Annotated in this window: 23 protein-coding genes; 18 read left to right on the top strand and 5 right to left on the bottom strand. The window is 57.1% G+C overall.

Translation table 11 applies throughout. The annotated features are described in order from the left end of the window. Positions 1-48 precede the first annotated feature (48 nt). The 9 genes from bamA to CPY64_RS08570 all read left to right on the top strand — a co-directional run bounded on the left by bamA (position 49) and on the right by CPY64_RS08570 (position 9,768). Positions 49-2,391, top strand: a complete 2,343-nt coding sequence (bamA, locus tag CPY64_RS08610; protein WP_042480776.1) for an outer membrane protein assembly factor BamA — start codon at positions 49-51, stop codon at positions 2,389-2,391. 61 nt (positions 2,392-2,452) lie between these two features. Then, entirely contained in the window at positions 2,453-3,007 is a 555-nt protein-coding gene (locus CPY64_RS08605; RefSeq protein ID WP_003799754.1) for an OmpH/Skp family outer membrane protein, read from the top strand. Positions 3,008-3,013: 6 nt separating this feature from the next. After that, a complete protein-coding gene (lpxD, locus tag CPY64_RS08600; protein ID WP_042480773.1) occupies positions 3,014-4,147 on the top strand; it encodes a UDP-3-O-(3-hydroxymyristoyl)glucosamine N-acyltransferase in 1,134 nt (377 codons plus the stop codon). Positions 4,148-4,159: 12 nt separating this feature from the next. After that, positions 4,160-4,615 carry a 3-hydroxyacyl-ACP dehydratase FabZ gene (fabZ, locus tag CPY64_RS08595; protein ID WP_003799758.1) on the top strand — a complete coding sequence of 152 codons (456 nt, stop codon included), beginning with the start codon at positions 4,160-4,162 and terminating at the stop codon, positions 4,613-4,615. A gap of 3 nt (positions 4,616-4,618) precedes the next feature. Then, a complete protein-coding gene (lpxA, locus tag CPY64_RS08590) occupies positions 4,619-5,407 on the top strand; it encodes an acyl-ACP--UDP-N-acetylglucosamine O-acyltransferase (protein ID WP_042480769.1) in 789 nt (262 codons plus the stop codon). 77 nt (positions 5,408-5,484) lie between these two features. Further along, positions 5,485-6,666 carry a lipid-A-disaccharide synthase gene (gene lpxB, locus CPY64_RS08585; RefSeq protein ID WP_042480764.1) on the top strand — a complete coding sequence of 394 codons (1,182 nt, stop codon included), beginning with the start codon at positions 5,485-5,487 and terminating at the stop codon, positions 6,664-6,666. Then, positions 6,663-7,268 carry a ribonuclease HII gene (gene rnhB / locus CPY64_RS08580; protein ID WP_042480761.1) on the top strand — a complete coding sequence of 202 codons (606 nt, stop codon included), beginning with the start codon at positions 6,663-6,665 and terminating at the stop codon, positions 7,266-7,268. The genes lpxB and rnhB overlap by 4 nt, the downstream gene beginning before the upstream one ends. 10 nt (positions 7,269-7,278) lie before the next feature. Continuing rightward, the gene (locus tag CPY64_RS08575) at positions 7,279-8,061 is read left to right on the top strand and encodes a TrmH family RNA methyltransferase (protein WP_042480758.1); all 783 of its coding nucleotides are present in this window, start codon (positions 7,279-7,281) and stop codon (positions 8,059-8,061) included. Between the two features lie 258 nt (positions 8,062-8,319). Beyond that, entirely contained in the window at positions 8,320-9,768 is a 1,449-nt protein-coding gene (locus CPY64_RS08570) for an amidase (RefSeq protein ID WP_042480755.1), read from the top strand. 146 nt (positions 9,769-9,914) lie between these two features. Here the strand turns inward: CPY64_RS08570 and ppsR are convergent, their stop codons facing one another. Further along, entirely contained in the window at positions 9,915-10,748 is an 834-nt protein-coding gene (ppsR, locus tag CPY64_RS08565; RefSeq protein ID WP_009454124.1) for a posphoenolpyruvate synthetase regulatory kinase/phosphorylase PpsR, read from the bottom strand. A 170-nt stretch (positions 10,749-10,918) separates the two neighbouring features. Here ppsR and ppsA point away from each other — a divergent pair, with 170 nt between their 5' ends. After that, entirely contained in the window at positions 10,919-13,285 is a 2,367-nt protein-coding gene (ppsA, locus tag CPY64_RS08560; RefSeq protein ID WP_042480752.1) for a phosphoenolpyruvate synthase, read from the top strand. A 279-nt stretch (positions 13,286-13,564) separates the two neighbouring features. Here the strand turns inward: ppsA and CPY64_RS08555 are convergent, their stop codons facing one another. Beyond that, entirely contained in the window at positions 13,565-14,206 is a 642-nt protein-coding gene (locus CPY64_RS08555) for a TetR/AcrR family transcriptional regulator (protein WP_226791355.1), read from the bottom strand. A 341-nt stretch (positions 14,207-14,547) separates the two neighbouring features. Here CPY64_RS08555 and CPY64_RS08550 point away from each other — a divergent pair, with 341 nt between their 5' ends. Further along, a complete protein-coding gene (locus CPY64_RS08550) occupies positions 14,548-15,858 on the top strand; it encodes an NAD(P)/FAD-dependent oxidoreductase (protein ID WP_042480749.1) in 1,311 nt (436 codons plus the stop codon). A gap of 32 nt (positions 15,859-15,890) precedes the next feature. On the opposite strand, the gene smpB is transcribed toward CPY64_RS08550, so the two are convergent. Next, entirely contained in the window at positions 15,891-16,355 is a 465-nt protein-coding gene (smpB, locus tag CPY64_RS08545; RefSeq protein ID WP_042480746.1) for an SsrA-binding protein SmpB, read from the bottom strand. 59 nt (positions 16,356-16,414) lie between these two features. Here smpB and CPY64_RS08540 point away from each other — a divergent pair, with 59 nt between their 5' ends. From CPY64_RS08540 to mmsB, 5 genes are all read left to right on the top strand, one after another. After that, positions 16,415-16,849 (top strand): type II toxin-antitoxin system RatA family toxin, encoded by a 435-nt coding sequence (locus CPY64_RS08540; protein ID WP_042480744.1) that lies wholly within the window; start codon positions 16,415-16,417, stop codon positions 16,847-16,849. Then, entirely contained in the window at positions 16,842-17,195 is a 354-nt protein-coding gene (locus CPY64_RS08535; protein WP_042480741.1) for an RnfH family protein, read from the top strand. The genes CPY64_RS08540 and CPY64_RS08535 overlap by 8 nt, the downstream gene beginning before the upstream one ends. A 152-nt stretch (positions 17,196-17,347) precedes the next feature. Beyond that, entirely contained in the window at positions 17,348-18,496 is a 1,149-nt protein-coding gene (locus tag CPY64_RS08530) for an acyl-CoA dehydrogenase family protein (RefSeq protein ID WP_042480739.1), read from the top strand. Then, on the top strand, positions 18,493-19,620 hold the full coding sequence (locus CPY64_RS08525) for an enoyl-CoA hydratase/isomerase family protein (RefSeq protein ID WP_042480736.1): 1,128 nt from the start codon (positions 18,493-18,495) through the stop codon (positions 19,618-19,620). The genes CPY64_RS08530 and CPY64_RS08525 overlap by 4 nt, the downstream gene beginning before the upstream one ends. A 58-nt stretch (positions 19,621-19,678) precedes the next feature. Further along, entirely contained in the window at positions 19,679-20,575 is an 897-nt protein-coding gene (gene mmsB / locus CPY64_RS08520; protein ID WP_042480732.1) for a 3-hydroxyisobutyrate dehydrogenase, read from the top strand. On the opposite strand, the gene ygfZ is transcribed toward mmsB, so the two are convergent. Next, positions 20,550-21,401 (bottom strand): CAF17-like 4Fe-4S cluster assembly/insertion protein YgfZ, encoded by an 852-nt coding sequence (ygfZ, locus tag CPY64_RS08515; RefSeq protein WP_226791354.1) that lies wholly within the window; start codon positions 21,399-21,401, stop codon positions 20,550-20,552. The genes mmsB and ygfZ overlap by 26 nt on opposite strands. 269 nt (positions 21,402-21,670) lie before the next feature. Between ygfZ and mltG the strand changes: the two genes are divergently transcribed. Beyond that, complete coding sequence (gene mltG, locus CPY64_RS08510) at positions 21,671-22,678, top strand: endolytic transglycosylase MltG (RefSeq protein ID WP_042480726.1); 1,008 nt, start codon at positions 21,671-21,673, stop codon at positions 22,676-22,678. A 92-nt stretch (positions 22,679-22,770) separates the two neighbouring features. Here the strand turns inward: mltG and CPY64_RS08505 are convergent, their stop codons facing one another. Further along, the gene (locus CPY64_RS08505; protein WP_052362864.1) at positions 22,771-23,580 is read right to left on the bottom strand and encodes a deoxynucleotide monophosphate kinase family protein; all 810 of its coding nucleotides are present in this window, start codon (positions 23,578-23,580) and stop codon (positions 22,771-22,773) included. A 136-nt stretch (positions 23,581-23,716) separates the two neighbouring features. On the opposite strand from CPY64_RS08505, the gene holB reads away from it, so the two are divergent. After that, positions 23,717-24,766 (top strand): DNA polymerase III subunit delta', encoded by a 1,050-nt coding sequence (holB, locus tag CPY64_RS08500; protein WP_042480724.1) that lies wholly within the window; start codon positions 23,717-23,719, stop codon positions 24,764-24,766.

The following is a 24,766-nucleotide window of genomic DNA, read 5'->3' as shown; positions in this document are numbered from 1 at the left end:
GGGTGGCATACAATTTCCAACCATTTGACCGACCAAGGATTGTCCAGGATGTCGTTTAGCCGGAAACCTACTTTTGCGTTGCGTGTTCTGCCCGTATTGGTGGCAAGTCTGCTTGCTCCCGCCCTGGCGAATGCATTTGCACCGTTTGTCGTGCGCGATATTCAAGTCAACGGCATCCAGCGGGTCGATCCCGGCGCCGTGTTCTCGTCTTTGCCTGTCAAGGTCGGTGAGTCCTTCTCGGAAGAGCAGGCTGCAGATGCGATTCAGCGCCTGTACGCCACCGGCTTTTTCAGCGACGTGCAAATTGACACCAGCACCAACGTGCTGATCGTCAATGTCAAAGAGCGCCCGACCATCGCCTCCGTATCCTTTAATGGCATGCGCGAGTTCGACTCCAAGAATATTATCAACTCCCTGGCCCAGGTAGGCTTTGGAGAAGGCCGGGTTTTTGACCGTTCCATGCTGGAACGGGCGGAATTCGAGCTGAAACAGCAGTACTTGTCCAAGGGCAAGTACGGTGTGGAAATCACGCCTATCATCACGCCTTTGCCACGTAACCGCGTCGGTGTCAGCTTTGACATCTTTGAAGGCGGTCTGGCCAAGATCAAGGAAATCCGCATCGTTGGTACGGAAGCTGTCTCGCAAGGCGACTTGCTCGATCAGATGGAGCTGACGACCTCGGGCATGATGACCTGGTACACCGGCACCGATAAATACTCCCGCGAAAAACTGGAAGGCGATATGGAGCGTATCCGCTCCTACTACCTGAACCGTGGCTTCCTGGAGTACTCGGCCGAAGCGCCTCAGGTCTCGATTTCGCCAGACCGTAAAGATATTTTCATTACCCTGACCATTCACGAAGGCCAGCCCTACACGCTGAGCAGTGTGAAATTGGCCGGTGATCTGCTGGGTCTGGAAGACAAGATTCAGCCTTTGGTCCAGCAGAAAGAAGGTGAGGTGTTTTCCTCGGACAAGACCAGCGGTACCGTAAAAGCAATTACGGAATACCTGGGCGGCCTGGGTTACGCATTTGCCAATGCCAACCCCAACCCTGTGCTGGATCGTGAAAATCACACGGCTGATCTGACCTTCTACGTGGATCCCGGTCGTCGTGTCTACGTGCGTCGTATTGAAATTGGCGGCAACGTTCGTACCCGTGACGAAGTGGTGCGTCGTGAAATGCGTCAGCAGGAAGCCGCCTGGTACGACTCGGACGCGATCAAGTTCTCGCGTGACCGTGTGGACCGTCTGGGCTACTTCAACGAAGTGGACGTGAACACCAAGCCCGTTCCCGGTTCGCCTGACCAGGTGGACGTGAACGTAGAAGTGAAAGAGAAACCGACTGGCCTGGTCAACCTGGGTATTGGTTACGGCTCCACCGACAAGCTGATGCTGTCGGCTGGTATCAGCCAGGACAATATCTTCGGTAGCGGCAACAGCCTGTCCTTGCAGGTCAATACCAGTAAAGTGAACCGTGCGGCGGTGATCAGCCACACCAATCCTTTCTGGACAGGTGACGGCATCAGCAAGACCACCTCGATTTACTACCGTCGTACCACGCCTTACCAGTCCAATGATGGTTGGGGTGATTACCAGAACACCGCCATCGGTGCTGGCCTGAACTTCGGTGTGCCTATTTCCGAGTACGACCGTGTGTTCATGGGCGTGAACTTCGAGCACAACAAGCTCTCGCGCCTGAGCCCGCAGTACACACCACGTGCCTACCAGGACTACGTGAACGAGTATGGCGAAGGCACCAACACCTTTATTTTCAACCTGGGTTGGTCCAAAGATACCCGCGACAGCGCGATTGCTCCGAACAAGGGCAGCCTGACCAGTCTGTCGGCTGATATGGGTACGATGGATCTGCGCTACTACATGCTGCGCGCCAGCCACCAGCACTACATTCCTTTGGGTCGTGCCTATACGCTGGCTCTGAACGGGGCGATTGACTACGGTCGCAGCATCGGTGGCAAGAGCTTCCCGGTTATCAAGAACGTCTATGCCGGTGGTATCGGTTCGGTACGTGGCTACGAAGGGGCGTCCTTGGGTGGTCGCGATACCTTGACGGGCGACTACCTGGGTGGTTCGCGTCGAATGATCGCCAACGCCCAGCTGTACCTGCCATTCCCCGGTGCCTCACGTGACCGTACGTTGCGTTGGTTCGTCTTTGCCGATGCCGGTAAAGTGGACAACACCAGCGGTGGTTGCCCAATGGGTCGTCCTGACCGTCTGTCGGAAGATCCATGCGGTTGGAAGTACGCTGCAGGTCTGGGCTTGTCGTGGGAATCCCCACTTGGTCCTTTGCAGCTGTCCTACGGTCGCGCCTTGCGCGCCAAGGAAGGTGACGACAAACAAGCCTTCCAGTTCCAGATTGGTACCGCTTTCTGATGTTCGTGTTTAGTGGCACAATTGCACTATTCTGCAGCCTAATTAGCAAGGTAGATTTTTCATGAAGTCAAACATCGCATTAAAACTTACAAACATCGCCCGCAGCTTGTCGCGTGGCAATAAAGCGCTCGTTCTGGCTGCCGCGCTGGGTGTCGGCGCCATGACCGCTGCTCCTGTTGTTCAGGCCCAGACCAAAATCGGTTTTGTCAGCACAGAGCGCATCTTGCGTGATTCCAAGCCCGCCAAAGCTGCCCAGACCAAAATCGAAGCAGAATTCAAGCGTCGTGACGAAGAGCTGGAGCGCATGGCCAATAACCTGCGTTCGCAAGCTCAGAAGTTCGACAAGGACGCCCCGGTGCTGTCCGAGTCCGACCGTGTGAAGCGTCAGCGTCAGCTGGCTGATCTGGACTCCGACCTGCAGCGCAAGCGTCGCGAGTTCCAGGAAGACTTCAACCGTCGCCGCAACGAAGAGTTCTCGGCTATTGTTGAGCAGGCTGATGCCGCCATCAAGCGTATTGCTGACTCCCAAGGCTACGACCTGATCATTCAGGACGCCGTCACTGTCAGCCCACGTGTGGACATCACCGAGGAAGTTCTGAAAGCACTGGGCGGTTGATGCACTATGCCGGTATTGCTGAACGTTGATCAGGCTGTACAGCTGTCTGAACTTATAGACGCCATCAACAAGACCGGACTGGATTGCAAGCTGCCAGAAGGCATTAAAGAGCCTACGCCCCGGATTCGGGGCCTAGGCTCTTTGCTTTCTGCGGGCCCGGAGGAAATCAGCTTTCTGTCCAATCCCAAGATGCAGGATCTGCTGGAGCAGACTTCTGCCGCGGTGGTGATTCTGACGCCGCAGGTCTATGAAGGTCTGGGCTTTACACCCTCCTTTATCCCGGTGTTGTGCTCACAACCTTATCTGATGTATGCGCTGCTGGCGCAGCGTTTTGATCAGGTACGCATGGCGGATTTGCCCAAGGGCATTCATCCCACTGCGGTGATTGATCCCAGTGCGCAGGTGGGTGAGGGTGTCTCGGTCGGGCCATTCTGTGTGGTCGAGGCCGACGTCAAGATTGGACGCGGCTCTCGTTTGGGCGCGCATTGCGTGATCGGCGCCGGTTCTACCTTGGGGCAGGACTGTTTGCTGCATGCGCGTGTCACTTTGTACCATCAGGTGCATATAGGTGCTCGTGCCATTTTGCATTCGGGTGTGGTGCTGGGCGCTGATGGTTTTGGTTTCGCGCCGGACCCGGTCAAAGGGAAGGGAGCCTGGGCCAAGATTGCGCAGATCGGTCATGTACGTATTGGTGACGACGTTGAGATCGGTGCCAATACCACGGTGGACCGTGGCGCACTGGATGACACGGTATTGGCCAACGGCGTCAAGCTGGACAATCAGATCATGATCGGGCACAACGTGCAGGTCGGCGAACATACGGCCATGGCGGCGTGTGTGGGGGTGGCCGGCTCTACCCAGATTGGGGCGCGTTGTACGATTGCCGGGGCAGCGATGCTCTCGGGCCACCTGGTCTTGGGTGACGATGTACACGTCTCTGGCGGTACGGCTGTCACCTCCAATATCAGTCAGCCTGGACGTTACACTGGGGTTTATCCCTTTGCTGGACACCAGGACTGGCAGAAAAATGCTGCCGTATTGGGGCAATTGAGCGGTTTGCGCCGCCGCCTGCGTTCTTTGGAACGACAGCAGGCGGATGGGGCAAATGAATCATCTGAACATATCAATAAACAAAAATAAGCAGGACAGGACATGGAACTCGACATTCGACAAATTATGGATCGCCTCCCTCATCGTTACCCGATGTTGCTGGTCGATCGCGTCTTGGAACTGGTGCCCGGCAAGAGCATCGTCGCCATTAAAAACGTGTCGATGAATGAACCCTTTTTTACGGGCCACTTTCCGCACATGCCGGTTATGCCTGGGGTCTTGATCATTGAAGCCATGGCTCAGGCAGCCGCACTGTTCTCTTTTACCGATCCTGAGGATCCGTACGCCAAAGTGGACAACAAGCTGGCTTATTACCTGGTCGGTGTGGATGGCGCGCGTTTCCGCAAGCCCGTGATGCCAGGCGATCAGTTGCGCCTGGAAGTGACGGCTGACCGTATCAGCCGCGCTTTGTGCAAGTACACAGGCCGCGCCCTGGTCGATGGCCAAGTGGTAGCCGAAGCCAAAATTATGTGTGCTATCCGTCAATTGGAAGAATAGTTTATGCGTATTCATGAAACGGCCATCATCGAAGCAGGCGCTCAGCTTGCAGATGATGTCGAGGTCGGGCCTTACAGCATCATTGGGCCCAATGTCACGATAGGGGCGGGCACCAAAGTGGGCCCTCACTGCGTGATAGATGGCGTGACCACGATTGGTCGCAACAACCATTTCTACCGTTTCTGCTCCATCGGCGGCATGCCGCAGGACAAGAAGTACGCTGGTGAACCGACTCGCCTGGAAATCGGCGATGGCAATATGGTTCGTGAATACGTCACCATCAATACCGGTACGGTGCAGGATGTGGGCGTGACCCGTGTGGGCAATGACAACTGGATCATGGCCTACACCCACATTGCTCATGATTGCCAGATCGGCAATCACACGATTATCGCCAACAGCGTCCAGCTGGGCGGCCACGTGCATATTGGCGACTGGGCCATTCTGGGCGGTTTGACTGCTGTGCATCAATTCGGTCGTATCGGTGCACACAGCATGATTGGTGGTACCAGCTCGGTGCGTCAGGATATTCCTCCTTACGTGATCGGCGCAGGTGATCCTTTCCGTCCTGTCGGTGTGAATAGCGAAGGCCTGGGCCGTCGCAACTTCTCGGCTGAAGCGATTTCGGCCGTGAAGGAAAGCTACAAGCTGCTGTATCGTCGCAAGCTGACGGTGGAGCAGGCGGTAGAGCAGATGCAAGCCTTGCAGGAAACGCAGCCTGAGTGCCGTGCGGCCGTACAGGTCATGATCGACTTTCTGAACGACTCCAGCCGGGGTATTTGCCGACCATGAGCAGCGCCTCCAGCCCATTAGCGGCACGTTCAGACGGGTCGGGGCAAACAGGGGCCAAGCGGGATCTGCGTATAGGAATGGTAGCGGGTGAGCCGTCTGGCGATTTGCTGGCGGCTCGTATCATTCAAGGGCTGCGCCAGGGCAATCCTGGCGTGCAGGTAGAAGGCATAGGCGGCCCCGAGATGGCCGCCCAGCAATTTCACCAATACTATCCCATGGACGCCTTGACGGTATTTGGTTACGTCGAGGCGCTCAAACGTATTCCGGGGCTGGTCTCCACTTATTTGGGCATGCGCAATCAGTGGTTGCGCCAGCGTCCGGATGTGTTTGTGGGTATTGACGCCCCGGACTTCAATTTGCGCCTGGAGCATCGTTTGCGTCAGGCCGGTGTGCCGACGGTGCACTTTGTGGGACCCTCGATCTGGGCCTGGCGCTATGAGCGTATCCACAAGATCCGCGAAGCGGTTTCCCATATGCTGGTGCTGTTTCCTTTCGAGACCGAGATCTACGAAAAGGAAGGCATTCCAGTGACCTATGTGGGCCACCCCTTGGCAGCGAATATTCCGGTGCAGCCGGACAAGGTGGATGCGCGCCGTCGCCTGGGTTTGCCTGAGACAGGTCGTATTCTGGGCGTATTGCCTGGCAGCCGCTCCTCCGAGGTCAAGATGCTGTCACCGCGCTTTTTGCAGGCCGTACAGATTTTGCAGGACCAGGATCCGGATCTGACGATTCTGGTGCCTATGGTGAACCCTAAGCGCCGTCAGGAGTTTGAGGAAGCGCTGGCTCAGCATCCCATCCGCAATGTGCACATTATTGATGCCAATACGGCCGGTATTCGTCAGCCTGATTCGGAAGGCGTGGTTCGCCCACCCGCCTGGACGGTGATGGAAGCCAGTGACGCTGTGCTGGTGGCCAGTGGTACCGCCAGTCTGGAAACCGCCTTGTACAAGCGGCCTATGGTTATTTCGTATGTGCTCAGCCCCATGATGGAGCGCATCATACGGTGGAAGTCTGGTCAGGACCGGCCTTATGTGCCTTGGGTGGGTTTGCCCAATGTGCTGGCTCGGGATTTTGTCGTGCCCGAGCTGCTGCAAGAAGATGCCGAGCCCAGGAAACTGGCGCAAGAGTGCTGGAAAGCCTTGAGCGATCAGAGCTATGTGGCGCATATCGAGCAAGTCTTTACTGAGATGCATTTGACCTTGCGTCGGGACACACCGGCCTTGGCGGCCGAGGTCATTTTGAAGATGGCGCGTGCATGAAGCAGCTGGATTTATTAGTCAGTGATGTCTCGGCAGGTTTGGTGGCGGGGCTGGATGAAGCGGGGCGCGGCCCCCTGGCGGGTCCCGTCTTTGCCGCTGCCGTGATTCTGGACCCGAACAATCCCATTGAAGGCCTGAACGACTCCAAGAAGCTGACCGCCAAACGGCGTGAAGCCTTGGCTGTGTTGATCAAGGAAAGGGCTTTGGCCTGGGAAATTGCCAGCGCGACCGTTGCAGAAATTGATGACATCAATATCTTGCATGCGGCCATGTTGGCGATGCAGCGAGCCTGCAATGGCCTGAGTGTCAAACCCGAACAGGCCTTGGTGGATGGCAATCGGATTCCCACTGGCCTGTGTTGCCCGGCAGAAGCCATCATCAAAGGCGATGCCAGCCATGCTGCCATTGCGGCTGCATCAATTTTGGCGAAAACAGCGCGAGATGCGGTCTGTCTGGAATTGCACCGAGACTATCCCGAATACGGTTTTGACCAGCACAAAGGCTACGGGACGGCCTTTCATCTGGAACGTTTGTCCCAGCACGGCCCTTGCGCCGAGCATCGTCGAAGTTTCGCGCCGGTACGCGCATCTCTAGTTAGGTAAGTTGAAGACAATGAGGCTGATTGAATCCAAAGATAATGCGCTGTTCAAACGAGTGCAGCGCCTGGCTCACGATAAACGCGAGCTGGACGGGGACGATCAGCTGATTTGGTTGGAAGGCATTCATCTGTGCCAGATGTGGCTGGAACGTCGTGGCTTGCCAGAACTTGCTGTTTTCGAGATGGACCGCCATTCAGATGAACTGCTGGAGCTGGCGCGCTTCTTGCCCGGCCATAGCAGCGTCACCTTCAATGCCACTTTGATGAATGCAGTCTCACAGGTCGGCCAGGGGCAGGGCATCGGCTTTATTGTCCGCGTTCCTCGTGGACAGGCTTGGACAGTTCCCACGAAACGGGCCATCTTGCTGGATCAGGTTCAGGATCCGGGCAATGTGGGGACGGTCTTGCGGACCGCAGTGGCAGTGGGGCTGGAAGCGGTGTATCTGACACCGGGCTGTGCCAGCGTCTGGTCGCAAAAAGTGCTGCGTAGTGCACAGGGCGCCCATTTCTCGATTCAAATCCATGAGCAGGTGGATGGTATGGCCTTGCTTGAAAAAGCCGCCTTGCCGGTGCTGGTAACCTCTTTGGGCCCGGATACCCAGGACCTGTACGAATCCAGCCTGCCGGATCAAGGGATTTGGGTTTTTGGCAATGAAGGGCAGGGTGTCAGCCCGGCCTTGCTGGCGAAAGCGAATCAGCGTTTGTTCATCCCTCAGGCTCCTGGCGTGGAGTCCTTGAACGTGGCCATTGCCACCGCACTTTGTCTGTACGAGCAACGTCGTCAGCACAGCCGCTAGTCCCAGTGGTTTGAGGGTGAAGTATCAGGAGAAAGCGACTGGTGTGAGTCATTTCTGTCCTGATGGAACACTTGTCTCCACTTGTAAAATCAAATAAATCATCTAGTAAGGCGCCTGCTTATCGGTACGCTAGCACTGAGTGCATAGCGCTGCAGACGCTTGTCTGCTAGCGGCTCCGTAAAGGGCCGCCCCTTCTCTTTGTATCGCTCCATCGTTGTATCCGGCTGGATTTCTAATCCTTTTCAGATGAGGTCAACAATGAAACTTAGCGAATACGCGACCTATGATGCCCTGGCTCTGGCTGAGCTGGTCGCCAAGAAACAAATCAGTGTTCAAGAGTTAAGTCAGGTGGGCAAAAAAGCGGTCGATACCCTGAACAGCAAAATCAATGCCGTTGTAGAGAGCTGGGACGGGGAGATCGACCCCCATGCTGATCGGGACTCCGTACTCTACGGCGTCCCGTTTTTGATTAAAGATCTGGCCATCACCATGAAGGGCAAGCGTTACGAGCTGGGCAGCAAGCTGGCGCAAGACATGGTGATGGATGCGGACAGCACCCTGATGAGCCTTTACAAGGAGGCGGGATTGGTCACGCTGGGGCGCACGACCACTTCGGAATTCGCTATCAGTACCACGACGGAGGCGCGCTGCGTAGGCCCTACGCTGAATCCCTGGAACCCTGCCTTTAATGCAGGTGGCTCCACAGGGGGCTCGGCAGCGGCGGTAGCGGCAGGGATGGTGCCCGTGGCCCATGCAACCGATGGCGGCGGCTCCATTCGTGTCCCGGCAGCGGTGAACGGCCTGTTCGGTTTGAAACCGACTCGGGGGCGGGTTTCCAGCGGCCCTCAACAAGATGAGGTGTGGAGCGGTTTGCTGGCCCACCTGGGTGTCAGCCGCAGTGTACGGGACAGCGCTGCCTTGCTGGACGCAATTAGCCGCCCCGGGATCGGGGAGCCGTATTACACGGCAGCGCCACCTCAGACCTTTCTGTCGGCTGTGAAGAAAAACCCAGGCTCTTTGCGTATCGGGCTGATGATGGATCCGCCCAGCGGTGACAAAACCCAGTCCGTCATTGCGGCCAAGGCGATTGATATGGCCGCAGTGCTGGAGTCTTTGGGCCACCGGGTCGAACCCCTGGTGTTTGATTCCGGCGTCAGCTGGGAGGCGTTTGTACACGCCAATGCCCAGTTCTGGAACGTGAACACGGCGGCGTGGATAGACAGCATTGCCGCGCTCACGGGGCGGCCGGTGAACGAGGAATATCTGGAGCAGGCCACGCTGGCGGCCTATGCCTACGGCAAGAAGATAAGCGGGATTGATATTCTGGGGGCGATTGCCGTGCGTAATACGGTCTCGCGAAATCTGGGCACGTATTTTCAGAAGTACGATGTCTTGATGACGCCGACCGTGCCCACGCTGCCCATGAAGGTGGGGGAGTACAACAAGGTACAGGATCAGGTGGATGGTCTGGGCTGGATTGCCCACGTGTTTAAGCAAGCGCCTTTTGCCGCCTTGGCCAATATCAGTGGTTCGCCGTCCATGTCGGTGCCGGCCGGGCAGGATGTGGCGACTTCCTTACCCATAGGCATGATGTTTACGGCCGCTTATGGCCAGGAATGCCTGTTGTTTGGCTTGGCTGGCCAGTTGGAGCAAGCCTTGCCCTGGAGTGATCAGCACCCGCAGGTTTGGGTGGGCAAGTGGGGTTGAGTGCGGACAAAAGCAGCAGATCTGATACCGTACCAGCGGCCAACAAAAAGGCCTGAGTTCGTTGTGATACCGAGATCAGGCCTTGATGTTGAGGCTGTCCGAATACTCCCTTAGGGGGCGTATCGTCTGGACCAGGCGTTCAGTCCTTAGTACGAGCGGCGGTCCAAACCGACGTCATCCAGAATCTTGGTCGAGATTTCTTCAATGGATTTGGTGGTGGTGGACAGCCAGGGAATGCCTTCCATGCGCATTAAACGTTCTGCTTCAGCCACTTCCATGCGGCACTGCTCGATGGTGGCGTATTTGCTCCCTGGACGGCGTTCATTGCGCACTTCAGACAGACGGTCTGGATGGATGGACAGGCCAAAAATCTTTTTCCGGTAGGGGGCCAGTGTGGCAGGCAGGGTGCCGCGCTGGAAATCTTCGGGAATGATGGGATAGTTGGCGGCCTTGACGGCATACTGCATTGCCAAGTACAAGCTGGTAGGTGTTTTTCCGCAGCGGGAGACACCCACCAGGATCACGTCGGCTTGTTCCAGACCGTTCACGTACTGACCATCGTCGTGCGCCAGGCTGAAGTTGATGGCCTCAATGCGATTGTTGTAGCGCTTGGACATGCCACCGGAGTGCGAACGGCCCACGGAACGGCTGGATTTCACGCCCAGGGCGCGTTCAATGTGTCGTACAAAGGCACCAAACAGGTCCAGGAAGGTGCAGTTGGCCGCGCCAATGATGTGCGCCATCTTGGGGTCAACCAAGGTGCTAAATACCAGAGGCTGCTGGCCTTGTTCCTGGGCGCATTGGTTGATGCGATCAGCGACAGACTGGGCTTTCTCGATCGTATCGATAAAGGGAATCCGGATGGCCTGAAATTCGAATTGAGCGAATTGTGACAGGACGGAGTTGCTGAAAGTTTCGGCGGTAATGCCCGTGCTGTCGGAGACGACAAAGACGGTACGCTCAATAGGAGAAGAAGACATGGAATAAGTCGTGCACAATGCTCGGGAAACGGTACAATTTGCAAGATTACCATTTACCGCTCGAATCGGGGGTATGGAAAGGCAGGTTTGCTTAGGACAGATCACACAGACAGCGCGGCTGGGATCACTGCCTTAAGCAAACACGCTTTTTTTTCTATTCAAGGTGACTTATGTCTTACGTAATTGGTTTCGACAAGCTCCGCATGACGGACGTCGACACAGTGGGCGGTAAAAACGCTTCGCTGGGTGAAATGATCAGCCAACTGGCAGACGCCGGTGTGCGCGTGCCAGGTGGTTTTGCCACAACAGCCGAAGCATTCCGCGTTTTCCTGAAAAACAACGATCTGGACAAGCGCATTCAGCAGCGTCTGGATACGCTGGACGCCGACGACGTTCGTGAACTGGCTGCTGCCGGTGCTGAAATTCGCCAGTGGATCATTGACACGCCGTTCCCGGCCGAGTTTGAAAAAGCCGTACGTGACGCGTTTGCTGAACTGGACGCAGACGGCAAGGGTTCCTTTGCCGTGCGCTCTTCCGCCACCGCTGAAGACTTGCCTGACGCTTCCTTTGCCGGTCAGCAAGAAACCTACCTGAACGTGGTGGGCATTGACGAGGTGCTGAGCAAGATTCACCACGTGTTTGCTTCCCTGTACAACGACCGCGCTATTTCCTACCGCGTGCACAAGGGCTACGCCCACGCTGAAGTGGCTCTGTCCGCGGGTATCCAGCGCATGGTGCGCTCCGACAAGGGCAGCGCTGGTGTGATGTTCACCCTGGACACGGAATCGGGCTTCAAGGACGTGGTCTTTTTGACTTCCTCCTACGGCCTGGGCGAAACCGTGGTTCAAGGTTCGGTCAATCCGGACGAGTTCTACGTGTACAAGCCAACGCTGGCTTCCGGTCACTACCCCATCATCAGCCGCCGTATCGGCTCCAAGCTGATCAAGATGGAATTTGACGAAGGTCGTACTACCGATCACGCTGTGCGCACTGTGGACGTGCCTGTGTCTGAGCGCAACCGTTACTCCCTGAGCGACGAAGAAGTGATCGAACTGGCCCGCTACGCCACCATCATCGAAAAACACTACCAGCGTCCTATGGACATTGAGTGGGGTCGTGACGGTATCGACGGCAAGATCTACATCCTGCAAGCCCGTCCTGAGACGGTTAAGTCCCAGCAAGGCAACAACGATGTGCAAGAGCGCTACCGCCTGAAAGCCACGGGCGAAGTCCTGGTAACAGGCCGCGCCATTGGTCAGAAGATCGGTTCGGGCAAAGTCCGTATCGTGGCTGACGCCTCCGAGATGGATCTGGTCAAACCCGGCGACGTGCTGGTGACCGACATGACGGACCCTAACTGGGAACCCATCATGAAGCTGGCTTCGGCTATTGTCACCAACCGTGGCGGCCGTACCTGCCACGCGGCGATTATTGCTCGCGAACTGGGCATCCCTGCCGTGGTCGGTTGCAACAACGCCACAGACGTGCTGAAAGAAGGCCAGGAAGTGACGGTGTCGTGTGCTGAAGGCGACGAAGGCCGTATTTACGACGGTCTGCTGGAAACCGAGATCGAAGAAGTCAGCTGGGGCCAAATGCCCGAGATCGGCCTGAAAGTCATGATGAACGTGGGTAACCCACAACTGGCTTTTGACTTCTCGCAAATTCCTAACGATGGTGTGGGTCTGGCTCGTCTGGAATTCATCATCAACAACAACATTGCGATTCACCCCAAAGCTGTTCTGGACTACCCCAATGTGGATAGCGACCTGAAAAAGGCGGTGGAATCGGCGGCTCGTGGCTACGCCAGCCCACGTGCATTCTTCGTGGAAAAACTGGCTGAAGGTATTGCGACTCTGGCCGCTTCCTTCTACCCCAAGCCCGTCATCGTGCGTCTGTCGGACTTCAAGTCCAACGAATACCGCAAGCTGGTGGGTGGTTCGCGCTACGAGCCCGAGGAAGAAAACCCAATGCTGGGCTTCCGCGGTGTGGCTCGCTACCTGTCCGAAGACTTCGCAGAATGCTTCAAGATGGAATGCGAAGCCCTGAAGAAAGTGCGCGACGAAATGGGTCTGACCAACGTCGAGATCATGGTGCCATTCGTGCGTACCCTGGGTCAGGCAGAGCGTGTTGTGGACCTGCTGGCTTCTCACGGCCTGGCTCGTGGCGAAAACGGCCTGCGCCTGATCATGATGTGCGAAGTGCCTTCCAACGCCATTTTGGCCGAGAAGTTCCTGCAGTACTTTGACGGTTTCTCCATCGGTTCCAACGACATGACTCAGTTGACTCTGGGTCTGGATCGTGACTCCGGTATGGAACTGCTGGCTGCCGACTTCGACGAGCGCGACGAAGCCGTGAAGTTCATGCTGAGCCGTGCCATCAAGGCATGTCTGGCACAAAACAAGTACGTGGGTATTTGTGGCCAAGGCCCCAGCGACCACCCCGATCTGGCCAAGTGGCTGAGCGACGAAGGCATTATTTCGCTGTCGCTGAACCCGGACACGGTTGTGGATACCTGGCAGCGTCTGGCCAAGGCCTAAGACTTATCTGGCGGCTGCCAGAGTGTCTCTGGCAGTGCGCTGGCCAAGCCAGTCAAGACGACTCAACACCCCGGCATGGAGCTTCCATGCCGGGGTGTTGTTGTTTCTGGGGCTTATCTTTTACTGAGGCAGTAACGGGGAAGGGGAGTGGCCCAACGCGCCCTGGATCGGGCGGCAAGGATTCTGTGAAGGTCTTGAAGAGTTCGCTGTCAGGGATGGAGCGTGAAACAGGAACCGGATATGGGAGGAATCATCAGCGCTGCAGCCGAGCGACACGGTTTAATTTTCTACGTCGCTTTGATAAACGTGCAAGAACATATCCAGAATATGTTCCGTTTCAGTTTGAATGCGCTCTTCACTCCAGGGCTCCATCGCCCCCATGAGCAGCAGTACGATTTCGCCCTCGCTCAGGCAACGGAAGTGCTCCACCATCAAGGCCGGGTCCAGCTTGCGCAAGGTGCCGCGCTCGATGTGGCGGGCAAAGAAGCACTGAACCCCATCCCAAATCTGATCGTCCAGCATCTCCATAAAGCGCTTGCCGATATCGCTGTGCCCGCCAACAGAGACCACAATGCGCAAGAGCTGGGCGGTTTGCTTGGAGTACAGATTGCGCAGCATGGGGAGCAGGAAACGCTGCAGTTCCTCGCGTATACCGCCTTCGCAGTCCAGCTTGGTCAGTACCTGTTCAGTAAACTCCTGGGCGCCTGTCAGCAGAACAGCCAGCAAGAGGTCTTCTTTGGACGGGAAGTAATTGTAAAGAGTGCCCTTGGAGCCGCCTGCCAAGGCAGCGATTTGGGACATGGACGTGGCCTCAAAACCATTTTCGCGAAAAACCTCGGAAGCAACTTCCAGAATTTTGTCGCGGCGTTCGCGCCCCTTTCGAGTCGCGCGTTGGGATTTTCGGGGAACATCGTCGTGCATAATGGCAGGCAAAAATTAAGTGAACAGGACAAAGTCAGCATCATACCGTATCAATGGCTGCTGTGCTGCTGCCCCATTTCGATCGTTAAGGGAAGGCAAGACCAAACCCCTTAATTTTACGACATGCACTGCTGCCGGACCTATTTGTTTGCTTCAGTCTTTGATCTAAGACCCGGTAAGGCGCAAATGTGCCACATATTCGGGTGGTAACACAGACCCCAGCCTTGAGGCGCGTCTGGCAGCGCTGACAGATCGCTATAGTCCTTATCTGTTTTGATTTAAAGTATAAGGCAGCGGTTCTGATACTCTCTTTGCTTAAGACAAAGCCCGAGGAGTTTTGGATGTCTACTACGCAGTCGTATCAAGTGGTGATTGTTGGGGGCGGGGCAGGCGGCCTGGAGCTGGCTGCCAAATTAGGACGTCAGTTCGGGCGTCAGCATATCTTTCTGGTCGACAAGGACAGTGACCATATCTGGAAACCGTCTTTGCACGAGGTAGCCGCCGGCACCCTGGATATTCACCGCGAAGGGCTGTCGTATTTCATGCTGGCGCGTGACTGTGGCTTTACCTTTATTCAGGGTGAAATGATCGGCATTGATCGTGAACAGCGCACCATTACGCTGGCGCCTGTCCTGGGACCCGATCATGAAGAGGTCTTTCCCGAGCGCAGCCTGTCCTATGGCACGTTGGTGATGGCTGTAGGCAGCAAATCCAATTTCTTCAATACGCCGGGCACGCATGAGCACGCGCTGGCCTTGGATTCGACCCATCAGGCCGAGCGTTTCCGTTTGAAGCTGCTCAATGAGTTGATCAGTGTGACACGCCGTGCTCAGCGCGAGCCAGGTGCGCCGCTGTACATCAATATTGTCGGGGGCGGGGCAACCGGGGTGGAATTGGCCGCCGAGTTGCTGGAAGCCCGCGCCGATTTAAGCATTTACAGCATTCCGGGTAGCAGTTCGGACCGTGAAGTACGTATTACCTTGCTGGAAGGCGCAGATCGCATTCTGTCCGCCTTGCCACCCAAGCTGTCCGCTACGGCCCAAAGCCTGCTGGAACAGCGTGGCGTGGCGGTACGGACCTCGGTGCGGGTCAGTCGCCTGGCGGCGGATCATATCGAGGATGTGAACGGCGGTCAGTATCCCAACGATTTGTGCGTCTGGGCGGCCGGGATTGAAGCCCCTGCCTTTTTGGGTCAGCTGGGTTTGCCCGTCAACCGCATCAATCAGCTGGTGCTGGATGCCTGTTTGTCCACGCCTGATCCGTATATCTGGGCCCTGGGCGATTGCGCACAAGTGCCTTGGGACAAGGAAGGCCAGTTCCTGCCGGCTCGCGCCCAGGTCGCGCACCAGCAAGCCAGTTACCTGCGCAAGCGTCTGGCCGCTCGCATTCAGGGCAAGCCGGTAGATGAAGCGCCCTTTGTCTACAAGGACTACGGCTCGCTGGTCTCCGTCGGTCACAGCCGCGGGGTAGGGAGCCTGATGGGGGTCTTGTCCGGCAAGAGCTGGTTTGTGGAAGGTTTGCTGGCTCGCATCATGTACATGAGCCTGCACCTGATGCACCACATGGCGATTTTGGGGGTTGCGCGAACGGCAACCTTGGCTTTGGGCCGCTTGCTCAGCAAACGGGCCGCCCCTCGTGTTAAATTACATTGAGATTTGGAACAAAACGGGCTTTTTAGCCCGTTTTATTCATTCGTCTTGCGGCGGGTGTCGTGTTTCATCAAGCGTTCTTGTTCACGCTTCCAGTCCTTGTCGCGGGAAACATCACGTTTATCGTGCAGTTTTTTACCGCGGCCCAGACCGAAGTCCAGCTTGATACGACCTTTCTTGTAGTGGAGGTTCAGGGGAACCAGGGCGTAACCACGTTGTTCAACCTTGCCGATCAGCTTGCTGATTTCTTCGGCTTTGAGCAGCAGTTTACGTGTGCGAGTGGCATCGGGCCGGATATGGGTGGACGCGGTCGGCAAAGCGCTGACGTGCATCCCGATAATAAACAGCTCGCCTTCGCGTACGATGACAAAGCTTTCTTTGAGCTGAACATGCCCAGCTCGGATCGCCTTGACCTCCCAGCCCTCCAGGACCAGACCGGCCTCAAAGCGCTCTTCGATAAAATATTCGTGGGTAGCCTTGCGATTATCAACAATACTCATGAATTAATTGCCAACCATAGATTGTAAAATCAGAACATTCTATCTATTAACCAGACCTGATGCATACAGTAAAACGCTCCGTCCTCCTTCCTTATAGCTGCGAACAGATGTTTGACCTGGTTGCAGAGGTGGAAAAATACCCTGAATTCATGCCCTGGTGTGGGGGGGCGACCGTCAATCAGCGCGACGAAAAGGGGATGGAAGCCTCGGTTACCATCAGCATCGCGGGTATTCGCCAAACCTTCACCACACGCAACGAACACGATTATCCCAATCGTATTGTCTTGCGCCTGGTCAAAGGGCCGTTTTCGGCCTTGACGGGGGACTGGCAGTTTACTCCTTTGGGTGAAGACGGTTGCAAGATCGTGTTCACCATGGAGTACGAGTTCTCCAGTCGGGCGCTGGAAATGGTGGTCGGCCCCATTTTCAACCGCGTTGCCAACAGCTTTATCGACTCCTTCACCCGCCGTGCCCAAGAGGTCTACGGTGACTGATTTATCCGTCAGCGTGATTGTGGCGACCCAGGCCCAGGTCTGGAAAGCTGCCCTGCGTTTGCCAGCGGGCAGCTGTGTCCGTGATGCTCTGTTAAAGGCAGGAATTGCCGAAGGGCTGCGTGAGTGCGGCCTGCCGCCGCTGGATGATGAACAGGGCCTGGACGCACTGCACGTCGGCGTCTACGGCCAACGCTGCCAGCTGGACCAGCTCTTGCAGGATCAGGACCGGGTGGAAGTCTACCGTGAACTGGTTTTTGACCCCATGGATTCTCGCCGTCGTCGTTACGCACACAAGCTGGCCGCTCGCGCTGCCGCCAGACCACGCCGTAAACCTGCCCGCGCCTAGTTCTTCTGCGCCTGATCGTATCAGGCCGCTACTTTCAGCTAGACTGTCGCCTCCTGCTTTGCACTGCCCCCTATGAAACGGCTGATTGTCATCAGCACGACAACTAAAGGGGGCGGCACGCATTATGGTGGGTAAAAAATAAGGAGACAGACATGATACTGACAGACGATCAGAACGCTTTTGCGCAAGCGGCTCGCGAGTTTGCACAAGGGGAACTGGCACCGCATGCGGCGCGTTGGGATGAGGAACAGGTTTTCCCGATCGAGGCGTTCCGCAAAGCGGGCGAATTGGGTTTTTGCGGCTTGTATGCCCCGGAATCCATTGGTGGTCTGGGCCTGGGACGTCTGGAGTCCAGCCTGGTGTTTGAAGAAATGGCGGCAGTGGACCCCTCAACCACCGCATTTCTGACTATTCACAATATGGTGACCTGGATGGTCGGCACCTGGGGGACGGACGAAGTCAAAACCCAATGGGGCGAGCTGCTGAGCAGTGGCCAGAAACTGGGCTCTTACTGTCTGACCGAACCGGGCGCAGGCTCGGATGCCGCCTCCTTGCGTACCCGCGCCGAGCGAGATGGTGATGACTATCTGATCAGCGGCAGCAAAGCCTTTATCTCCGGTGCTGGGGACACGGACTTGCTGGTGGTCATGGCTCGTACCGGTGGTGATGGTCCCAAGGGGATTTCCGCCTTTGCCGTACCTGCCGATGCCGCCGGTATCACCTATGGCCGCAAAGAATTGAAGATGGGCTGGAACAGCCAGTCCACACGGGGCATTACTTTTGAGCGCGTGCGCGTTCCTGCTTCGGCCATGCTGGGCCAGGAAGGCGAAGGCTTCAAGCTGGCCATGAAGGGTCTGGATGGTGGGCGTATCAATATTGCCTGCTGCTCGGTAGGAGCCGCCCAGGGCGCGTATGATGCCGCCCGCCAATACATGCAGGAGCGCCGCCAGTTCGGCAAGCATCTGGACCAGTTCCAGGCCCTGCAGTTCAAATTGGCCGATATCCTGACCAGCGTGGTCGCCGCCCGCCAAATGGTGCGTCTGGCCGCCTCGCACCTGGACGCCGGCAGCAGCCAGGCCAGCACTTACTGCGCCATGGCCAAACGCATGGCCACGGATCTGGGTTTTCAGGCCTGCGTGGATGCGCAACAGCTCTTTGGCGGTTATGGTTATCTGAAGGATTATCCTGTGGAGCGACTGGTGCGCGATACTCGGGTGCACCAGATTCTGGAAGGCACAAACGAGATCATGCGTGTCATCATTGCACGACAAATCATTGATCTTGGAGCTGATATTCGATGACGGATTCTGTTTTGTTTGATCGCTTGCCCGGCCAGAACGGGAAAGCGATTGGTGTTGCGACTCTGAACCGCCCGCAGGCCCTGAATGGACTTAATCTGGAAATGTGCCAGTTGCTGTTCAAGCAGTTTCAGGAATGGGCGAAGGACTCCAGTATTGCCATGATCGTGTTGCACGGTGCCGGAGAAAAGGCGCTGTGTGCTGGCGGCGATCTGCATTCGCTGTACGCTTCCATGCAAAAGAACCAGGGTGGTTCGGCCTGGAATAACGAGTACGCCCGCGAATTTTTCGATGTGGAATACCGCCTGGACTATCTGATTCATACCTTCCCCAAGCCGATTTTGTGCTGGGGTGACGGGATTGTGATGGGCGGGGGCGTGGGCTTGTTCAACGGTGCCAGCCATCGTGTGGTGACAGATACCACGCGTTTTGCCATGCCCGAGATCTCCATTGGCTTGTTCCCCGACGTGGGCGGCACCTGGATGCTATCGCACCTGCCTGCGGGCATCGGCCACTTCCTGGCGCTGAGCGGCGCGCAAATCAACGCCTCGGACTGCCTGTTCCTGGGCCTGGCGGACGCTTACTTGCCACGGGTGCATTTCGACGCCTTGCTCAAGGCCCTGCAAGCCACGAGCTGGTCTGATGAACGCGCCGCTTGTGACGGCAGCCTGCATCAGGTCCTGCGCAGTCTGGCAGAGGGCGCTCGCCCCGATAGCGGCCCGCTGGAGCAAAATTACGCCATGCTGCGTGATGTCTGCGCCAGCCGCGAATTTGAACGCATTACACAGGCTCTGCAGCAGTGGCAGGATAGTGCCGACCCCTGGCTGTCCCGCGCCGCGCAAACCTTCGCTAAAGGCGCTCCTGGTTCGGCTCGCTTGTCCTTTGAGCTGCTGGAGCGGGTCCACCACCTGTCTTTGGCCGATGTTTTCCGTCTGGAATACATTGTGTCGCTGCAATGTGGCGTACAGGGCGACTTCCAGGAAGGCATACGCGCACTGCTGATTGATAAGGATAAACAGCCACGCTGGAATCCGGCGTCGCTGGAACAGGCTGATGCCCGCTGGGTGGAACGCTTTTTTGTTCCTGCCTGGCCCGCAGAAACGACTCATCCCTTGGCTGACCTGTGATCCAGGCAGACCGCTGCGGCGCCTGACGGCGCCGTTTTCATAATGACGAGGAGACAAAATGAGTAACACGATTGCATTTATCGGGCTGGGCCATATGGGCAAACCCATGGCGCTGAATCTGCTCAAAGCCGGTCATAGTTTGAAAGTCTTTGACCTGAATGCGGAAGCCATGAAGGAACTGCAGGAGGCGGGGGCACAGGTGGGCGAATCGGCCGTGGACATCGCCAAAGATGCCCAGATGGTCTTTACCATGCTGCCCGCTGGCCGCCACGTTCGTCAGGTTTATGAGGGCGAGAACGGCTTGCTGCAGGCTGTGGCCCCCGGCACAGTGCTGGTCGATTGCAGCACGATTGATGCGCAAACCAGCCAGGATCTGGCCGCCAAGGCAGCCAAGCTGGGTTTGTTGATGCTGGATGCACCTGTCTCCGGTGGTACGGGTGGCGCCATTGCCGGTACCTTGACCTTTATGGTTGGGGGCGAGGATCCGGCGCTGGAAAAGGCGCGTCCTTATCTGGATGCCATGGGCAAGAACATTTTCCACGCCGGTAAAGCCGGTGCGGGTCAGGTTGCCAAGATTTGCAACAATATGCTCTTGGGAATTTTGATGGCGGGTACCGCTGAAGCCTTGGCTTTGGGCGTTGCCCACGGTCTGGACCCTGCCGTGCTGTCGTCCATCATGGCGCGCAGCTCCGGCCGTAACTGGGCGACCGAACTGTACAACCCCTGGCCTGGCGTGATGCCGGATGTACCGGCCTCGCGTGACTATCAGGGTGGGTTTGCGACAGGCCTGATGCTGAAAGACCTGGGTCTGGCCGCCGATGCGGCAGTGAGTCAAAACAGTGCGACGCCTTTAGGCGAACTGGCCCGTAACCTGTTCGCCTTGCACGCCGCACAGGGTCAGAATGCAGGGCTGGATTTCTCCAGCATTCTTAATTTGTACCGTCAGAAGAACTAAGTTCTGGCAGCGCGTAGGGCAGGGGCTGCAGTTCCAGCGCCTGTCCTTGCTCCAGCTGAAACTGGCCTTGTTCCAGGTCCGCCAGTACCACTTCCATCAAGACATACAGTCGCTGCTGCTCGGCTTGCCAGGCACGGTTGATAATGCGCGCGGCGGCCAGCGGTTCCGCATTCTGTGAGACCAGAAACACATCGGCAGCTTCCGGCGTCTGTGGTGCCGTGTCCAGAACAGCGGTACGGGCGGCCATCATGCGGCGCTTGATCGTGCCCCGATAATGGCTACGCGCTACCACTTCCTGGCCCGGATAGCAGCCTTTCTTGAAGTTGATGCCGTCAATCAGGTCCAGGTTCAGGGTCTGGGGAATGAACAAATCCTGCGTGTCGGCGCCGATCCAGGGCAAACCGGCCAGAATATCCGCTGTTTCCCAACGACCATCAGAGGCTTGCGCAGTCGCGTCTGGCTGGGGAGAAATTCGCCAGTGGCGATTCAAGCCATCCAGATCGCCAGGGGCCTGGATCAGGGTGTCGCCACCATCGTGCTGCAAACTCCAGACGGCCTGGGCGCTGGATTGATCCGCCACACCGTAAACCTGCAGCTCGGCCAGGCTGATTGTGACTTTGCTGCGCAGCACGAACATGCGCAAGCGCTTGATCAGGGCTTCGCTTAGATCACGACGTACCAGGGCATAGACCGTTTCGTCCTGCTCGCGCCACAACACCATGGTCGCCAAGCTGCGGCCTTTGGCGGTGCAATAGGCCGCGATGCAGGCGCGATCGGCAGCCAGATGCTCCAGATCATTGCTGACTTGAGCATGGAGAAAGGACACGGCATCGGCTCCTTGAAATTGGAGGACACACAAATCAGGCAGGGCAAAAGAGGTGGGGGCAGGCATTCCGGTCATGGCTGAACGAAAAAAATAAATTTAAACATCAATGATACCGTGTGTGAGGCCGGTTTCAGGGGCATATCCCCGCTGGGATCAGGGCATGGGTTGGGTAGACGGTTCCACTGATGGGGGCGGGCCCGGGTTTCTGTGTTTGGCTGTGACACATATTCAAGAATATGCCGCCTCATTCTGTTTACAATAGCGCTCGCATGAAAAAAACTGTCAAGATCTTCTCTGCCCTGTTGGGCCTTTTGGTGGTCGCCGCCTGTGTGATAGCGGGTGGTGCCTGGTATTGGGCCAAGAAACAGCCCGTGACGATGAGTGCCGAACGCATCGACTATGTGGTGCCTGCAGGCTCCGGCCCCCGCGCGATTGCACGCAGCATGCAGCAGGCCGGGATAGATATTCAGGAAGATGCGTTTGTCTGGATGGCGCGACTCTCCGGTCTGGATACCTCCTTGCAAGCGGGTGCCTACGAAGCTGTGCGTGGTGATACGCCCTGGATGGTGATGGAGCGCATGTCCAGCGGCAATATGCTGCAAACCCGCCTGACGATTCCCGAAGGGTGGACCTATCAACGGATACGTGAAACGCTTGCGAGCAATCCGCAGGTCCGGCAGACCTTGGCGGATGTCAGTGATGCTGATTTGCTGAAGCGTTTTGGCGTGGAAGCGGTCCATCCTGAAGGCCTGTTCTATCCCGATACCTATGTGTTTGTGCCAGGTACGGCGGACGTGGACATCCTGCGTCGCGGTTTTCAGGCCCAACAGGAGCTGCTGGAGCAGCTTTGGGCGGACCGGGACGCGGATTTGCCCTTGAAGACCCCATATGAAGCCTTGATCATGGCATCCATCGTGGAGCGCGAGACGGGCCACAGCCAGGACCGGGCACGCGTGGCCGGGGTGTTCATGAACCGTTTGCGCGTAGGCATGCCATTGCAGACAGACCCGACTGTTATTTATGGCATGGGTTCGGCCTATGACGGCCGTATTCGCAAGCGGGATCTGACGACGGATACGCCCTGGAACACCTATACGCGCAATGGCCTGCCTCCCACGCCGATTGCCAGTCCCGGCAAGGCCTCCTTGATGGCGACCCTGCATCCGGAAAAGCACAATTTCTATTATTTTGTGTCGCGTGGAGATGGGACCAGCGAGTTCTCGACGAATCTGGCCGCACATAATCGGGCCGTCGCCAAATATATTCTGAAGCGTTAAACACAACACAGGCCCCTTTCGGGGCCTGAATGCTTCTTGGGGAATGTCGGGTAGTGTCCAGAGGGTTAAAACCCTAGCCAGGTGACAGGGGATCAGAGCGTCAGACCGTGCCGTTGTGTAAACCCCGTCCACACATCACGGACCTTGCTGGCCAGTTCTTCCAGGCCCGCGTCATTGCGAATCAGATAGTCCTGGGGGGCGCGTTCCACACCCCACTCGGAAGAGTGCTGGCTGATCACTGGATTGCCGGGACGTTCGATATGCCAGATTTCCCCGCCGTGCGCACGGATAAAATTGGCCTCGTTTTCGTAGCGAATGTCTTTAATCAGCAGGCAGCGGGCCTGGCTCATATCAGGAAGCTGGTGGCTGGGCGGGAACAGGGGCAGGCTTTGGCGACGTTGCTCGTAATCTGGGTATTCAGCCAGAACCTGATTGCGCAGGTGCTCGGCCGCCTGACGCGGGCTCAAGCCCCAGAAGGCATCCACTTGATCAGCCTGTTCGTCATCCAGGTGTTCAGGCGACATGCCGTAAATTGCCGCCAGGGCCAGCGCCCAGACCGAGTAGTCCTGACTGTTTTTGGCCAGGGGGGCGCCTGGCCCGAATTCCAGTACATGCTGGGCGCGGCGTAGCCAGTGATCGGGATCGCGCTGGCGCATCCAATCCGTTCCCAGTAGCTGGAAACACTGACGGGGGGAGCGCTGCCACAGGGCAATTGGCACTTCTTTCAGGCTGTCGTCTGTCCAGGCCTGGGCCGGGCTCAAGCCAAACAGCACTTCGCAACCCATTTTTACGGGGTCGGCCAGGGCATAGGCGGCCAATAAGGGGTTGTGTGCCAATAGCAAACTGGCGACGGTGTCTTTGCCTGAACGCGCTTTGGCGGCCAGCCCGATCAATAAGCTCACTTCATCATCCTTGGTAGTGGAGCAGGCATTTTACCGGTTCATATTACAATGTGCGCTGAGCTGTTCAAGCGGGGACGATGGCCTTGTCGTTCCTGCGTGAATCAGGCCTTTTGATGTGCAACCTTGAGGCAATACGGTGTCCGATAGTTTGACTTTTCTACCCTGGCAGATCGAGACCGCCCAAAGCTGGTTGGGCAATCGGGAGCGTTTTGCCCATGCCTGGCTGATCCACGGTCTGCCGGGCATCGGCAAGACGCAATTCGCCCGAGCGGCCGCGGCCAGTTTATTGTGCGATCAGCCGGTGCAGGGTCTGGCTTGTGGCCAATGTCAGGCCTGTCAGTGGGTGCGGGGGGGGAATCACCCCGATTTGCGTCTGCTGCGCCCGGATGCGCTTGCTCTTGAAGAGCAGGGGCCAGATACCCAGGAAGGCGATCTGGCCAAGGATTCAGCCGCCCGTAAAAATCCTTCCCGTGAAATCCGGGTGGAGCAATTGCGTCAGTTGCAGCATTGGTTCAATACTGCCACCCATAGAGGGGGCTGGCGCGTCGCGGTGCTGTATCCGGCTCAAGCCCTGAATCTGGTATCCGCCAATGCCTTGCTGAAGGTGCTGGAAGAGCCCGCAGATCGTACTGTCTTTTTGCTGGTTGCCGATGCACCAGATCGGCTGCTGCCCACACTGGTGTCGCGTTGCCGCCGTTTGCCTTTACCCGCACCCGATGCCCAGCAATCGGTGCAATGGCTGGAGCAACAAGGGGTGGATCAGGCCTCGGACTGGTTGGCTGCCTGGGGCGGGGCACCGCTAAAAGCGTTGAGTGCCAGCCAGGACATGAATGCTCCGTGTCCCGATTGGCTCAGTGCCTGGATGGATGGGGTGCTGAAAGCGGGTCGAGAGGCGGACCTGTCCTTGGCCGATACGCTGGAAAAACTGCCTGCCCAAGAGTGGATCGACCATTGGCAGCGTTTGTTTGTCGATATTCAGCTGGGTGGCTTTGCCCAACCAGCGCGTTACTATCCTTCCCTGCAAAAACGCATTGATGCCTTGGCAGCCCAATCCAACACCACAGCGGTGACGGAAGCCCTGAAGTGGCTGGTCCAGCAAAAGAGGCTGGGCAATCATCCGCTCAATGCTAAATTGTTTATTCATCATGCCCTGGACCGTTTGCACCAGGCATGTCGTCGTGTTTAA

The sequence above is a fragment of the Alcaligenes faecalis genome (assembly GCF_002443155.1).
GTDB classification, from domain to species: Bacteria; Pseudomonadota; Gammaproteobacteria; order Burkholderiales; family Burkholderiaceae_B; genus Alcaligenes; species Alcaligenes faecalis.
Note: the sequence above shows the minus strand (reverse complement) of the source record. Positions and strands in the feature narration are given on the sequence as shown.

Excerpts from the sequence above, each read along its gene's own strand:
- bamA (WP_042480776.1), top strand. The coding sequence starts at position 49 with ATGTCGTTTAGCCGGAAACCTACTTTTGCGTTGCGTGTTCTGCCCGTA.
- CPY64_RS08605 (WP_003799754.1), top strand. The coding sequence starts at position 2,453 with ATGAAGTCAAACATCGCATTAAAACTTACAAACATCGCCCGCAGCTTG.
- lpxD (WP_042480773.1), top strand. The coding sequence starts at position 3,014 with ATGCCGGTATTGCTGAACGTTGATCAGGCTGTACAGCTGTCTGAACTT.
- fabZ (WP_003799758.1), top strand. The coding sequence starts at position 4,160 with ATGGAACTCGACATTCGACAAATTATGGATCGCCTCCCTCATCGTTAC.
- lpxA (WP_042480769.1), top strand. The coding sequence starts at position 4,619 with ATGCGTATTCATGAAACGGCCATCATCGAAGCAGGCGCTCAGCTTGCA.
- lpxB (WP_042480764.1), top strand. The coding sequence starts at position 5,485 with ATGGTAGCGGGTGAGCCGTCTGGCGATTTGCTGGCGGCTCGTATCATT.
- rnhB (WP_042480761.1), top strand. The coding sequence starts at position 6,663 with ATGAAGCAGCTGGATTTATTAGTCAGTGATGTCTCGGCAGGTTTGGTG.
- CPY64_RS08575 (WP_042480758.1), top strand. The coding sequence starts at position 7,279 with ATGAGGCTGATTGAATCCAAAGATAATGCGCTGTTCAAACGAGTGCAG.
- CPY64_RS08570 (WP_042480755.1), top strand. The coding sequence starts at position 8,320 with ATGAAACTTAGCGAATACGCGACCTATGATGCCCTGGCTCTGGCTGAG.
- ppsR (WP_009454124.1), bottom strand. The coding sequence starts at position 10,748 with ATGTCTTCTTCTCCTATTGAGCGTACCGTCTTTGTCGTCTCCGACAGC.
- ppsA (WP_042480752.1), top strand. The coding sequence starts at position 10,919 with ATGTCTTACGTAATTGGTTTCGACAAGCTCCGCATGACGGACGTCGAC.
- CPY64_RS08555 (WP_226791355.1), bottom strand. The coding sequence starts at position 14,206 with ATGCACGACGATGTTCCCCGAAAATCCCAACGCGCGACTCGAAAGGGG.
- CPY64_RS08550 (WP_042480749.1), top strand. The coding sequence starts at position 14,548 with ATGTCTACTACGCAGTCGTATCAAGTGGTGATTGTTGGGGGCGGGGCA.
- smpB (WP_042480746.1), bottom strand. The coding sequence starts at position 16,355 with ATGAGTATTGTTGATAATCGCAAGGCTACCCACGAATATTTTATCGAA.
- CPY64_RS08540 (WP_042480744.1), top strand. The coding sequence starts at position 16,415 with ATGCATACAGTAAAACGCTCCGTCCTCCTTCCTTATAGCTGCGAACAG.
- CPY64_RS08530 (WP_042480739.1), top strand. The coding sequence starts at position 17,348 with ATGATACTGACAGACGATCAGAACGCTTTTGCGCAAGCGGCTCGCGAG.
- CPY64_RS08525 (WP_042480736.1), top strand. The coding sequence starts at position 18,493 with ATGACGGATTCTGTTTTGTTTGATCGCTTGCCCGGCCAGAACGGGAAA.
- mmsB (WP_042480732.1), top strand. The coding sequence starts at position 19,679 with ATGAGTAACACGATTGCATTTATCGGGCTGGGCCATATGGGCAAACCC.
- mltG (WP_042480726.1), top strand. The coding sequence starts at position 21,671 with ATGAAAAAAACTGTCAAGATCTTCTCTGCCCTGTTGGGCCTTTTGGTG.